General features: G+C 57.4%; 4 protein-coding genes. All 4 read right to left on the minus strand.

The window, feature by feature from the left end; genetic code table 11:
- Positions 1 to 213: 213 nt before the first annotated feature.
- Complete coding sequence (locus J1C59_RS11575; RefSeq protein ID WP_242281329.1) at positions 214 to 10,560, minus strand: hemagglutinin repeat-containing protein; 10,347 nt, start codon at positions 10,558 to 10,560, stop codon at positions 214 to 216.
- 84 nt (positions 10,561 to 10,644) lie between these two features.
- On the minus strand, positions 10,645 to 12,354 hold the full coding sequence (locus J1C59_RS11580; RefSeq protein WP_128084991.1) for a ShlB/FhaC/HecB family hemolysin secretion/activation protein: 1,710 nt from the start codon (positions 12,352 to 12,354) through the stop codon (positions 10,645 to 10,647).
- 581 nt (positions 12,355 to 12,935) lie between these two features.
- Complete coding sequence (locus J1C59_RS11585; RefSeq protein WP_128084990.1) at positions 12,936 to 14,240, minus strand: NAD(P)/FAD-dependent oxidoreductase; 1,305 nt, start codon at positions 14,238 to 14,240, stop codon at positions 12,936 to 12,938.
- A 212-nt stretch (positions 14,241 to 14,452) separates the two neighbouring features.
- The gene (gene ycfP / locus J1C59_RS11590; RefSeq protein ID WP_128084989.1) at positions 14,453 to 14,995 is read right to left on the minus strand and encodes an alpha/beta hydrolase YcfP; all 543 of its coding nucleotides are present in this window, start codon (positions 14,993 to 14,995) and stop codon (positions 14,453 to 14,455) included.
- Positions 14,996 to 15,021: the final 26 nt, after the last annotated feature.

Below are 15,021 nucleotides of genomic sequence, written 5' to 3' on the forward strand. Positions count from 1 at the left end.
GGAGATTTACGGGTTTTATGCTCACCAATTTTATTAAATACAAAAGCAGCGACTGTTATGGTTACTCCTGATATTGTACCAAAAAAAAATGTTCTTTTTATTTGTTCCAGTGGGTAGAAAAAATAATTCTTTGTCAGGTATATAAATAATGCCACCCCTCCGGTTAAAATAAAGTAGACAACACAGCAAAAAATACATGAGTAAATTAATAGTTTAATGTAACTTTTCATTTTTTTCAGCCCCTTGTTTACCTTGGCTATCTACCGGCGTTTTTAATGCTTCTTTAGTAAAACCATTGATAACTTCAGAGCCGCCAGATCCGATCACATCATATATAAAGTCAGGGATATTATTCCCACCAATTACTTTGTCTACTCCAATAGGAGCATATTTTCCAAAAAAGCCACCGGCTGCAGCTCCGACTACTGAGCCACTAACGGCAACCGCATCTGCTCCATCTGTGAATATTGTACCACCTGCGGCTATACCCACGTTCTGCCATACCCCGCGCCCCGGAGCCAATCCCCCCGTTACTGCCGCAGAAGCACTGCCCCAGTAATCCCAGTTTTTTTGCTGGTTTTCAGGCAAGCTCTGGTTCTTGAAACTGTTTATATCAAACCACTGATATGTCCCGTTCGCTATTTCTGCGATTACTGCACCACCCACGACCTTACCTATCGACGCCGCCGGGCCTAAATACCACGCACCCGCAATCAACACACCATCTTTATAACCGTTTACGATAACTTTGGTTATATTTGCCCCTTCAGGCATATCACCTTTAACATTTTTACTCATTGCCGCGTTGATCTCTTTCGGTGTCGCTCCTGCACCTTCCATTGACGTCCCAAGCGTTGAGGCTGCACTACCATAACTGTTCAACCCTGACGGCAGATTGAACATGTCGTTGTTCTCAGAAGTATTTTTTCCTGCCTGAGCCCCTGCAACAGCTGAAGCTCCACTGTCTCCGGCAAGCCCGCCCGCCAGCCCACTTGCCAGCGTACTCAGAGTTGATATGGTCTGCTTTTGCGCCTCATCCAGTTTGCTATAGTCATCCGTACCGTACAGCGTTTTCGCTATCACGGAAGTTGCGGCGGAGGCGGTCGCGGCACCTGCCGCTCCGCCCAGCGCTGAGTTACCAGATGCCTGCGCCACTACTGCGCCAACTACAGCATGCGCCATCAGGTTGGCTTGCGGGTTGCCTTCCGTCAGCTTATGTATCTGTTCCGCCAGGTACGGCGCCGCCGCGCCGCTCAAGGCCTGCGCTACGTTTCCGCCCGCCAGCCCCTGTATCGCCGCCGTCGCCGCGCTGATACCCTGCTGTACTGCCCCGCCGGTTCCCATTCCGCTGTCCGGCATCGCCCGGTTGTACAGCGTCTGGTACACCTGACCGGTGATGTCGGCCGTGGTGGGTTCATGACCCGGATTCGCCTTCCGCCACTGCGCTTCGGCGTCCTTCCTCTGGTCCGGCGAGATGTTTTTCATCTTCTCAGTAGCGGCCTTTGTCGCCGCTATCTCACCCTGCGTCCGCGCGATGTCCCCCGCCTGGCTGCCGGTTTCCGCCAGCAGCTGCGCCGTCTCCATCCGCCGCTGCTCTTTATCCTTATCGAAGATTTTATCCAGCCCCGGATTCGCCCCCTCTGCGTCGCGGCTCAGCGCCGACACGTCCTGCGTCTGCTTCGCCTTATCACGGATAACAATCGTGCCGTCGCTCACCGCCGCCTTCGTCACCGACGAGGCGCTCCCGCTGCCGTTCAGCCCCGCCAGCAGGCCGTTCGCCATGTTGCCCCCGAACTGGCTGCCGATGCTGCCGCCGGTGCTCATCCCCGCGCTCTGGTGCTCGGTTTTGTAGTCCGCGTGGTTCTCAATGTTGCTGAAGCCCAGCGTGCCGGTGTCGAGCCGGTTTTTATCCGCGCTGGCGGTGGAGCTGATGACCGCACCGTTAAGCTGGGTGTGCTCACCGGCCGTCACGTCAAAGCCGCCCTGACCGGCAAAGATGCCGGTCTGTTCGGCCACGCTCTGCCAGTTGCTGTGCATTTTGTCCTGGCTGAGGTTCACGCTCGCCGACCCGGTCATCGAGCCGAAGGTGAAGCTGCCTCCCGCACTGGCGTTCTGCTGCTTGCTGTCGTAGCGGTCGCTGTCCTGCTCCGAGGTCAGCGTCAGGTTGCGGCCGGTGCCGACCTTCACGCTCTCGCCGCGCACCTGTGCCCCGGTCAGCGTGGTGTCACGGCCGGCGTTCAGGCTCAGCCCGTTGCCCGCCGTGAGCGTGGTCTCTGTGTGGGTCAGCCCGTTGCCGTTTGCGCGGCCTTTACCCGCGTTGACGCTGGCCGACACGCTGATGCCGTAGCCGCCCGATCCGGCAGTCAGCCCGATGCCGGCGCTGCCGCCCCTGCTGCTGTTGGTGCTGTCGGTGCGCTCGCTGTTCTGCGCAGAAAGCAGGCTGATGTCGTTTTTCGCCGTCAGCCCGAGGTCGCCGCCCGCCTGCAGCTGGCTGCCCTGCACGAGGATATCGCCCGCGCTGCCCGGCTGCGCGCCGGTGGCGGCGATGTTCAGATTACCGCCCGCACCCAGCGTACTGCCCTGCGCCTCGCGGCTTTCGGAGCGGGTCTCGCTTTTCGACGACTGGCTGCCGTACGAGAGGCTGATCCCGACCGAGCTGGTGGAGCCTTCGTCATAACCTTTATCACCCGGTTTGAGGTCCGAAGCGGTGTTTCTGGCGTTCGCCGCACCGGTCTGCGCGCCGTCCATCTGATAAGCCTGCGCGGCCTGCGCCGCCGTCAGCGCCGCTTTGGTTCCCTGCAGCGCCTTCAGCCGGCCATCATCGCTCTCATCGGCGGTGCGGGCGGTCTGCACCGCCGTGTTCAGCGCCGCGCCCACCGTCCCGGACAGCGCCAGCGTCAGGCCACTCTGTTTCTGCTCGGTCTTCGTCAGCGCGGTGTGGCTGTTTTCGGCTGCGCTGACGGTCACGTCGCTGCCGCTCAGGGAGAGATCCTGACCGGCGATCACGTCGCTGCCGTGCACGGTAAGCTGATTACCGGCGCTGAGGGTCACGCTGCCGTCGCTGCTGCCCACCGTGCTGCCGCGGTTAAGTGCACCGCTGGCGTCGGTGCTGCTCTTCTGCATGGCCTGACCCACGGTGAAACCGATGCCGCCGGTGCCCATCAGGCCCGATTTTTTCTCCTCGCGCTGATGCACTTCATTATTCGTTTCTGTGGCGGTCGTGATGCTGAGATCGCGGCCCGCCGTCAGCGCCACATCCTGCGTACCGGCGACGTTGCTGCCGGTCACGCCAATGTCGCGGCCCGCCTGAAGCCGGACGCTGTCGCCGCTCAGGGTGGTGCTGAGCGCCTGACTGCTGTGCAGCTCGTCGTGGGTCTCCAGGCTGCTGCCCGACAGCAGTCCTTTGCTGGTCTGTTTACTGTGTTCGGTGAGATCGGTGCGGCTGTTGCCCGCGCTGAGTACGATATCGCGTCCGGCACGGGCGGTCAGTGCACCGCCCGCCGTGACGTCCGCAGCGGTGGCGCGGATATCCTGTCCGGCACTCAGTTCCAGCGCACCACCGGCGGTGATGCGTGTCCCGGCGTCGCTCTGCTGTGACAGGCGACGGTAGTTGCTGCTGTTCCAGCTGTCGTCTTCACTGTGCTGCGTGCTGAGGGTGCCGAGCGTCAGGTCATTGCCCGCCTGAATCGTCGTGGTGCTCTTCTCTCCGGCGTTGCCGATATCGCTGGCGGCCAGAGTGATATTGTTCAGCGCACTCAGCGTCAGCGCACCGTCACTGCCCTGCACGTAGATACCGGCCGGACGATCGATCCAGCGGTCGGTGCCGTCGCCGCGCAGCGTGGACTGGCTGGTGATGTCGCGCCCCGCCAGCAGCGTAAGCTGACTGTCGCCACGCAGGGTGCCGCCGAGGTTAGTGATATCCTGACGGGCGGTAAGATTAACCGTGTTGCCGCTGATGTAACCGCTGTTAGTCAGCGACTGCGCCGTCAGCTGCGTCACGTCGCGGCCCTGAATGGTCCCGCTGTTGGTGATGTCGTTGCGGGCGTTCAGCGCCACGCTACCGCCCCCGATCAACGCGCCGTCGCCGGTTAAGTCACCCTGTTTTACCTTCGCATAAACCTGCGGCACCAGCACGGTCTGCTGTGTGCCATCCGGCAGCGTCACGGTCTGGTTCACCAGCCAGACGATGTCGCTGGTGAGCAGTGCCATCTGCGCCGGGGTCAGCGCCACGCCGAGTTCCAGGTTGTAGGCTTTGCCAAAGGCTACCCCATTATTCATCAGCCCGCGATACTGATCTTCATCGCTGCCATATCCGCTGATGTAGCGGCTGCCGGTCAGCTGAATAATCTGATCGCGCACCAGCCGCTGCTCGTAATAACCATCACCCAGCCGCTTCAGAATCAGGCTGCTGTCGGTGGTCAGGGCATTCTGCATGTAGTCGCTGCTGAGCCACTGCTTCTGATTCACAAAGCGCGGATCGGTCTCGACCAGGTAGTGGCTGTCACTCCCGGGTTGCAACTGGTAGAGGCTGTTATCCGGCAGACGGATGTCCGGTGAGACAGCGCGGATCACCGGCGTAATGGTCTGTCCGTCGACCACTGTTGCGGGCAGCGTAAGCGAGAACTGCTGACCGGCTGGTAACAGCAGCGGCCGGTCTTTGAGGCTGCCGAGTTTGTCCAGCGTCAGTGCGCTGTCATAGCGTAATCCGGCGGGCAGTAAGGTACTGCCGCTATCCGTGGCACTCAGCGCCACGGCGGTAACTGCCTGCTGAAGAGAAGGCGAGCCAATACTGTCGGCCTGCGCAGTAACGCCCTGCTGCTGCCGGTTGCCGGTCTGGTAGCCATTTCCCTGCGGCGCGGCGTTAGCCTGCCAGCTCAGCGTCTGCAGATCGATGGTCTCTGTCACTGGTGCCGGGCGATACGTTTTTTTATCTCTACCTTGTGACGTTTTGGTTCCGCCAAATTTCTTTTTCTTCTTCTTCGCGTACCAGCGTACCGATTTCCCGTCGTCCGTGGTGACGCGCGTTCCTTTCGTCGCCTGATTATTCAGCTCGCCTATCTGCCCGCCCAGCACGGCCCCTGCGACGATCTGGCTGTCGTGGTTGTTGAGACGGTCAGCGCTAAAGGTCATGTTACCGCCCGACAGGATTTTGCCTGGATCGCTCTCCTGGATCTGGGTTTCTTTCACTACTCTTCGGTAGTCATACTCATAAAACTCGCTGCCGCTGGTGCCGTCCGGCATTTTTGCCGTGTGCACGCCATATTTATTTTTTTTGCTGGTGTCCACTTTGGCCCAGTCGAAGCGGTCAGTATGGCCTTTGAGCACCGCGTCATGGTGCTGGCTATCTTCAGTCGTAACGACCTGCGTGGTCAGATGGCGGTTGGTATTGTTGATTTCCACCATGCTGATCGTGGCATCCTGCCCGGCCTCAATGGTTGCCCCGTCATTGTTGAGCTGCTGCCCCTGTCCGGTAGCCTGATAATTCGCATCCAGCTGGCCGCCAATATGCAGATCGCCATCACTGTAAATCAGCGCATGGTCGCGATTGTTCAGGGTGCCCGCCGCAATATCCATTCGCTGACGTGCAGCAATCACCGCCGCTTTGCCGCCTTCGCTGAGGTTGTTGAGCAGCGCGGCCGCAATGGCAATGTGATCGCCAAAGATGCGACCGGTGCCGCTGTTATTCAGCACGCCCGCCACCAGATGCGTCAGGCCACCATCAATCAGACCGCAATTATTCAGGGTGTCCGCTGCCGTGATGTCGGTCTGTCCGCCGCTGATCTCACCACCTGCCTGATTATTGACGTTCTGTGCAGTCAGGTAGAGCGCCTGCTGGGCCGCGAGGGTGCCGTCGTTGGTGACGTCGCCCCCTGTCGTCAGGCGCAGTGTGCCGTTGGCTTTGACCGCTGAGGTATTATGGAAATCACCCGCCAGGGCGATGCCAAGATCACCCTGCGATAGCACCTGCCCGTCGCCGCTCAGCGCAGCCGCATTGATCTGTACGTCGTGATCGGCGATCAGGGTGCCCTGCTGGTTGTTGATAGTCAGCGTCTGACCCGGCGCATTATTGATGGCCAGTGTCCGACGCTGCTGGGTTTTAGAGGCCACAGACCGGGCTGGCGCACTCTGCTGGATGGTCAGGGTATCGGCGGAGGAGATCAGCCCGCTGACGTTGTCCAGCGCCTGCTTCACGATTAATGCCAGCCGCTGGTTTGCACGTAACGCACCCTGGCTGTTATCCAGGGTATCGGCTTCGAGGGTTAAGCTGCCCGCTTCGATCCCTTTGCCGCTCTGTCGGGTATCGCGGTTGATCAGCGATGGCGTGGTAATCGTCATCTGCTGGCCGCCCTGAATCAGCCCGCTGCGGTTATCGAGTTGCTGGCTCAGCGACAGTAAGCCATCACCGACGCTTTGCACCAGCCCGTCGCTGTTGGTGAGCTGACCTGCCGTCAGTGATAGCGTGCCTGCCGAGAGGAGTTTGCCTGTCTGATTAAGCAGCGCATTTTGTCCCGCATTGAGCGTCAGATCGGTGCCGCCCTGTATCTGCCCCTGCTGGTTATCCAGCGCGCCACTGTCGATGTGAAGGTTACCGCCACTGGCAATCAGTCCGCGCTGGTTAGCCAGCGTCTGGCCGGACGTGTTAAGGGTGATATCCCCCGCCGACTGCAGTTTACCGTCACTGTTGTTCAGTGCCTGACCGCTGAACAACAGGCCGCCATTACCTGCGATTTGTCCCTGACTGTTGTTCAGCTCAGAGGCACCGATCGTGGCCTGGTTTCCGGCGGCAATAAAGCCCGTCTGGTTATCAATCGCACCACTGCGCAGATCCAGACTGTTCAGGGCAACGATGCCGCGCTGGCTGCCACTGTCGCGATTGATCAGGGCGTGGCCCTGGGTGTCCAGCGTCATGTCGCTGCCGGCCTGTAACAGGCCGCCCTGGTTCTGCAGCTCGCCACTGGTGAGATTAAGCCGTCCTTTACCGCCCGTCAGCGTGCCGGACTGGTTGTGAATGTCGCCTGCCGCAATCTGTGCCCCTTTGCTGCCGGTGATAAAACCACGCAGGTTATCCAGCGTGCCGCTGTAGAGCTTCAGGATACCCGCACTGAACAGGCCGCCTGCCGCGCCACTGTCACGGTTAATGAGCTCGTTGCCATGGGTATCCAGATTGAGATCGCCACCCGACTCCATCCTGCCTGCACGGTTGTTGAGCAATCCGCTATCCAGTTGCAGCGTGCCTTTAGCGCCCAGTTGCCCCTGCTGATGATCGAAGGTCTGCTGATGGGTGTCGATGCGGACATTCTGGCCCAGCATTACACCATTACGGCCATCGATCTGGCCGCTCAACAGAAGCAGATCGCCTCCTGCAATCAGCCCACCGCGCTCGCCGCTGTCGCGGTTAAGCAGTTCTCCGCCCTGAGTGTTAACTGATAACGCCTGGCCCGCCTGAAGCAGACCATGCTGATTATCAATGCGGCTGCTTTCAATCGTCAGTCCACGATCGGCATTGATTATTCCATCCGCGTTCTTCAGCACGCCGCTATTCAGTTGTACAGAACCTGCCGAGACCAGCGTGCCGCTGCTGTTGTCGAGATCGCCACTGCTGACCTGAAGATTAGCTCCCGCAACAATGCCCCCCGACATCGCGTTGTTCAGGGCTTTTCCGTGCGTATTCAGCTGCATATCCCCGCCAGACTGCAATCGACCGCCACGATTATCCAGCGCACCGCTGTTCAGCTCCAGCGCACCTCTGGCACTCATCAGGCCAGACCTGAAATCAGCAGCCTGCCCCTGAGTATCGATCAGCAGGTTCTGCCCCTGAATAACACCCCGGTCGCTCAGTATCGTTCCGGTGACGAGTTGCAGATCGCCACGCGCAACAATGCCGCCACGATCGCCGCTGTCGCTATTGTTCAGCTGCGCGCCCTGCGTATCCAGAGAAAGCGCCTGACCTGATTGTAATAAGCCTCGCTGATTGTCGAGCCTGCCTGTCTTGAGCGTCATTGCGCCGTCCGACATCAGGATGCCGTCAATGTTAGTCAGCAGGTCACTGCTGATATGGGCAGGCTGCGCAGCGGCGATGACGCCGTTCTGGTTATCAAGGTCGCCACTGTACAGAAGTAAAGCGCCACCGCTGATGAGTCCTGCTTTGCCACTGTTGCGGTTATTCAGCACCTGCCCATGTGTATCGAGCGTAAGAGCGTCGCCTGACTGGATCAGTCCGGTTTGATTGTCCGTTTTTCCACTGGAAATGCTGAGAGCGGTACGCGCGACCAGATTGCCGCTGACATTGTTCAGTTCGCCCCGCTGCGTATCGATATCTACATCATTACCCAGCACGGTTCCACGCTGATTATTCAGCGCCTGACTGCGCAGAGTCACCTGCCGGCTCGCTTCGATACGGCCCTGCGTGTTATCAATAGCCTCGCGGGTTTTCAGCGTAGCATCACCGCCAGTTGAGGCAATAAGGCCCTGCTGATTATTCAGATGCCCACCCGTAAGTTGCAGATTGCGGCTGGCCTGTATCGCCCCCTGAGCGTTTGTCAGGGTCTCCTGAACCTGCAGTTGCAGATTGCCACTGCCAGCAGCCAGCAACGTGCCGCTACTGTTATCCAGGCTGCCTGAAGTGAGATGCAGGTTACCGCCGCTCTCAATCCGTCCATCGCGGTTGTCTGCACCGCCTGAAGCCATGATCGCCATCTCGCCTGTGCCACGCTGCGACAGCAGACCCTGATGGTTATCCAGCGTGCCCGCTGTCAGTGTCAGCGCCTCTGCCTGGGTATGTCCCTCTGAAAGATCAATCCTTTCACCGCCGAGTGTTAGCGCACCCGCTGATAACAGATTGCCCTTATTTCCATCGAGGCGAGTCGCATTTAGATTCAGCGCGCCGCTGCCTGCCAGTTGCACCGTGCCGCCCTGATTATCAAGCGATGGCGTTTCAAGCCACAGTGAATCGCCGTTACCTGAAATGAGTCCGCCCCGGTTTTCAATGTGCTGAGCCCGCAGCCGGGTATCGCCCTCATTGCTCAGCGTGCCCTGATTGTTAAACAATGAACCAGTGGAAATAGCCAGGGTTTCACGGTTTTGCTGGCGTAGCAGACCACGATTGTTACTGATGTTTTGCGCTGAAACAGTCAGTCTGCCAGCAGCCAGCTTGCCATCATCATTATTAAGGTTCGTTGCAGACTGAACTTCGAGCGTGCTGCCCGCTATGGTTGCCCCCTGGGTGCTGATGTTTGTCTGGGTAGACGTCAGCACAATAGCATCAGCCGAAGTCTGGCTGCCGGTCATATCGACCTGGGCTCCCCGCGCCTGAATCTGGTTATGCGCCAGATTTTTGCCCTGTGCTGTAAGGTTACCCTGACTGGTCAGCAGTAAATTGCCGGGCTGACTCAATGTGCCATTGCTGTCAACGCCTGCCGCCAGGGTGCTGTCAGCGGTATTCTCAAGCGTGCTGGCAGTAAGCGTTGTGTTACTGCCAGCGCTTACCAGTCCGCTGTTGCGCAGCGTGCCGCCGGAGGTCAGCGTCACATCCTGCTGTGAGACGATATTTCCCTTATTCTGTAGATCGCCAGTGCTGGCTATCTGCAGTGCAGCCTGACTTTGCAAGGTACCACTGTTTTCCAGCCTGCCATCTGCCGTCAGATGCAGTTCACCTGCGCTGGCCCCCAGCTCGCCAGCATTGCGCACACCCACACCTTTCTCGGTACCGGTCAGGGTGATTTTATGGGCATACATACCACCGATTGCCGCGACGTCCAGTGCAAACTCAGGGCGTGTTGCCCCATCATCCGTTTTTACTGTGGTGACGTTGCCTTCAGCCGTAACCTGATTCCTGCCCGTAACCACATTAAGTTCACGGGCATGAACTTTCGCGTTAACCGCCACCGACTGCGCGATGATCTGGGTATAGTCCGCATCGCTGTCATTCAGGCCCTTACCTTCGATATTGATGCGGCCGCCATTCACATCAAACCCCTTGAGCTGACCGTTTTCGATCAGTGCCTGGCCGGTGGTAAGCGTATTGCGGCTGGCGTTAATAAATCCACAGCCGTTACAGGTAATGCCTGAGGGGTTAGCGATAACTACGGCAGCCCGTTTACCCGCCACTTCAATAAACCCGTTCAGCTGGCTGGGATTACGGCTATTCACTTCGTTGAGTATGACCGTCGCTTCCTGCTTTGAAAGCCATGGGTTAGCCGCCACCATGCCGCCAAGTTGAGTGGCGCTGTTCTGATGACTGTTGTTCAGGATTGCGCCACGCGCATCGACGTCGAGCTGACTGTACTGATTGCGTGAGACGCCCTGACTGTTTGGCGTCTGAATGTTGATTTGCGGCAGACCGTTAGCAGTGGCCATGACGGTGGGCTGCTGGCTGCCTGGCGCACTGCTGTCGGCCACAATATTGGCCTGCGCCGGCAGGCTGACCACCCCTGCCGCCAGCCAGAGTACAAAGCTGAGCGGTGAAATCCGTACCTGCGTCTCTGAATGAGAGGTGCGCTGACGGCATCGGGCAACGCGCGAATAGCCGCTGCGGGTGATGTCAGATACCACCACTAACATGCCGCGAACCCGATTGAAAATAAGGCGATAGCAAAGTTTATTCATAATGCGCACAGTCCATTGTCAGCAATATTGATGAAGGATTCAGTAATTCCAGTTCACGCTGAAACCAAAAGTCACAGGATCGGTTTTGAAGCCGTCCGGTTTCGACAGCGGAATTCCCGCAAAAAAGTCGTAACTGACCCCGGCAGGTATGATGCCGCCGCGTAATCCGACAACACCACCCGCCAGATGACGTCCCAGCGGCCCGCCCTGAGAGGCACTGTTGCCTCCCACCTCGCCATAGTCAGCACCCAGATAAAGTTCCTGAGCAGGCAGCGGCGTCTGCCAGGCCAGCGTGTTCTGTACAGTCCAGCCCCGGCTGGCACTGAGGGTGCGTTCCCCATCGAAACCACGCACTGTCCAGCGATTGCCAATCGCGAACTCATCCTGCGGTGTCAGCGGGGTGTTACTCATCTGGCGTCGGTATTGGATGTTGTAACTTAAACGCTGATTTCCCAGCGAAAACGGCGTAGTGAGGCCCGCCTGCCAGGTGAGAATTTTAGATAGCGCGGTAGCGTAGGTGGAGTCGTGATATGACTCCTCCCACGCAGGCAGTGCCCCGAACCAGCGGGTACCACGCTGATAACTGACACCGGCGTCCAGCGTGGCCGGGCCGATATAATGCCGGTGAGACAGACCAAGCCGCCATGCGCTGGTTCGACGCTCCTGGCTGGTAATTTCCGTATCATTGATGAAGTTACGCGACGCTTTAACCAGTACGTCGGCACTGACGCTGGTTTTAGCGGCGGCGTTACGATAGATCACCCGGCTGACCTGCGCATCCAGCGTTCGGCTCTTCCCGGCATAGAGAAAATCGCGGCTGTAACCTGCGACAGTCTGGTGATAGTCGTAATCGCTGGCGGTAAGACCAAATAACCAGTAGCCAAAAGGCACCGAATAATGCCCCGACAGGCTTTTGCTGCTTTTTCTGCCCGCAAATCCCAGGTCGCGGCTGGCGGTCAGATAGAAGAGATCGCTCAGTGAAGTCGGATTATCAAGCGCCAGCATAATTCCGCTCTGATAGCGGCCGGTACTTTCAGTACCCGAGTCATCGAGCCACACGCCGAGGCGCCAGAAGCGATGCTGAGTGCGTTCAATCACAATGTCGCTCTCACCCGGATTGAGTCCCGGACGCAGCGCCATACGCGCTTCCACAGTCGGCAGGCGCTGCAGATTTTCCAGCCCCTGCTCGATATCGCGCAAATCCAGGAGATTACCGGCATGGGCTGGCAATGCTGGCCACAGGCTGACGTAACGGGAGGAAGATGATGAAAGCTCTACCTTGTGGATTTTGCCAGGCACGATCAGCAGGTGCAGTACACCCTGACGCAAATCCTGCTGCGGTGCCAGCACGCGCGTCGTTACCCAGCCGTGATTAATCAGCCGGTTTTGCAGCGTGCTCATCAACTGGCTAATCCCTTTTACACCGAGACAGTGGCCATTTGCCTGACTGGCCAGGCGCCGTAGTGGCACCCAGTGCGGCATCGCCTCCAGCCCGGACAGGCTGACCTGCTGGATAACAAAACAGGGTGTTTCCTGCGGAAAATTCAGATGGGAAGGTGAAGGAACCTTCTCCGAAAGACGAATATCAGGTACCTGCGGCATCAGCCGCTGCTGACGCGCTTTCTGTTGCTCCTGCTGATGCTGCAACTGCTCATCACCCGGTGCAGCCTGCACTACCTGCGCATTAATCAGGAGGGCGCAAGGCAGAAATGCCAGCGCTTTAATAAGTCCTTTTGTTTCGAGCTGCATAACCTGTCCATGTAGCAAATGTGTTACAAAATGTATATCTGGTATTTTTTATGCGCACATTATGGCGTTGGAATTGAAAACCTCAAGAAAAAATGTAGAAAAACTTACAATAACCTTACACACCAGTACGATACAGACACTTTAAATCGGGCCATTTCATCCTAAATAAAGCTGTTTCATGGTGCCCGGTCTCATTTCATCAGGCGGTTCCAACAGGCTGCTGAAATGCAAGGGAAAGGGACAGCCCCATTTAAATAGCAATATATTCATTACTTTAAAAGAAAATGGGTTTTCGGAGGGTTAATCTTATTTCAGAATGCAGATGTTGACTGAATAAGACGTCACTTACTACGCAGTACCGCGCTGTTAATCTCTATTTTTCTATGGAGCTGTATTTTGCAGTTTTTCTGAAAGGGCCCTTCTCACCACATTCAGAAATCATCAAATAAAGTTAAGCAATGCAGTCTGTAAAAGCGGAGGCGGTTCCTGAGCGGCTATTGTTGTTAAGCGCCTGTTACGGCCATAAAAAAGCCCCCTCAGCATAGAGGAGGCTCGTTTTTAACCCGGTTCAGCGCGAAAGCTTAGTGCAGCTTAAGCCGCGGGCGGATCACCCGGTTGAGGCTGCCGACCAGCATCATCAGGCCGGTTTTAAAGTAACCGTGCAGCGCGATCTGGTGCATACGATAGAGCGAGATATAGACAAAGCGCGCAATCCGCCCTTCCACCATCATCGAGCCGCGCATCAGGTTACCCATCAGGCTGCCGACCGTGCTGAAGCGCGAGAGCGACACCAGCGAACCGTGATCTTTATAGACATAGGCTTTCAGCGGCTTACCGGCACGCTGCGCCAGGATATTATCCATCGCGCGTGAGGCCATCTGATGCGCAGACTGCGCGCGAGGCGGCACGAAACCGCCGCCCGGCAGCGCGCAGGAGGCGCAGTCACCAATCGCGTAGATGTCATCATCCAGCGTGGTCTGCAGCGTCTCTTTAACCACCAGCTGATTGATGCGGTTAGTTTCCAGTCCGCCAATCTCTTTCATAAAGTCAGGCGCCTTGATCCCGGCGGCCCAGACCATCAGATCGGCCTCAATAAACTCGCCGCCTTTGGTGTTCAGGCCGTTGTGCTCAGCGCTGGTGACCATGGTCTGCGTCAGAACACGCACGCCCAGCTTCGTCAGCTCCTGATGCGCCGCGGCGGAGATACGCGGTGGCAGAGCAGGCAGGATACGTTCGCCCGCCTCGACCAGCGTGACATTCAGCGCTTCACGTCCCAGCCCTTTAAATCCGTAGCTGTGCAGCTGTCTGACCGCATTATGCAGCTCGGCGGAGAGCTCAACGCCGGTGGCGCCGCCGCCGACGATGGCGATGTTCACTTTCTCCAGTCGGCCTTCGCTGGCGGAGAATTTCAGGAACAGGTTGAGCATCTCATTGTGGAAACGGCGCGCCTGATGCGGGTTGTCCAGGAAGATGCAGTGATCTTTAACGCCCGGCGTACCGAAATCGTTTGAGGTGCTGCCCAGCGCCATCACCAGCTGGTCATACGCGACCTCTCGCTGCGGCACCAGCACTTCGCCCTGCGCGTTGACTACTTCGGCCAGACGGATTACCTTCCGGCTGCGGTCGATGTCGGTAAGTGAACCCAGCTGGAACTCAAACCCGTGATTACGGGCATGCGCCAGATAGCTCAGCGCATCGATGCCTTCATCCATGGAGCCGGTCGCCACTTCATGCAGCAGCGGCTTCCACAGATGGCTGTGGTTACGATCGACCAGAATAATCTCGGCCTTCTTTTTGCGCCCCAGCTTATGACCCAGCTGCGTGGCCATTTCAAGACCGCCGGCTCCCCCTCCGACAATAACAATTCTCTTAACTGACGTAGTCAACAAAGACCCCCTCAAATTGTGAACCAAAAGTTAACCAAAGGTTAAATTAAACCTTAAGAAACATAGGGTTGGCGAAGATAAAATCGCAATCTGCTGGCAGAATAGCATGGCGAGAAGAGGAGAACATAAGAATATTGATATACATCAAAGCAGGAAAATAAAACTCAGATAATTACGTAACAAAAACAGGCACCCTGCGGTGCCTGCTCTGTTTAACCTGCTGTTTTGAAGGCTTTTATCCGCTGAAGATGGGAAGAGAGGCTTTTAAATTTGTGCCCTTCCGCCTCATCCCAGACAATCTCATAAAAGGGCCGGAGGTGATCGGCGCTGCGCTGGCTGTCCAGCGCCTCATCCTGCCGTGAGAGAAAAGTGAGACAGCGGCCACGGTTACGTTCGCGGAAATCGCTGACGCATTTGGTGGCGATATCCAGATACTCCTCAGGCCGGTCGATCTTCCCTTCCATGTTCTCATGCGGAAAAAGGTTGGGATTAAAGATCGCCTGGCGAATGCCGCACAGAAAGCCGATGCGTTCTGACCAGAAACCGCCGAGCCCGACGCCGCAGATCAGCGGGCGCTCATCGTCAGACTGCGTCAGCATCCTGTCGGTCTCTTTCAGCAGAAACTGCATATCGTGGCGCGGATGGCGGGTGCTGTAACTGAGTAACCTGACGTCAGGGTCGATAAACTGCAGTTGCAGCACTTTTTCGTGATTACCCGGACTGTTGGAATCAAAACCGTGCAGATAGATGATCATGATAATCCTCAAGGTAGTGATAGCGC

Origin of the sequence: Pantoea deleyi, from assembly GCF_022647325.1 — a bacterium.
Lineage (GTDB): Bacteria > Pseudomonadota > Gammaproteobacteria > Enterobacterales > Enterobacteriaceae > Pantoea > Pantoea deleyi.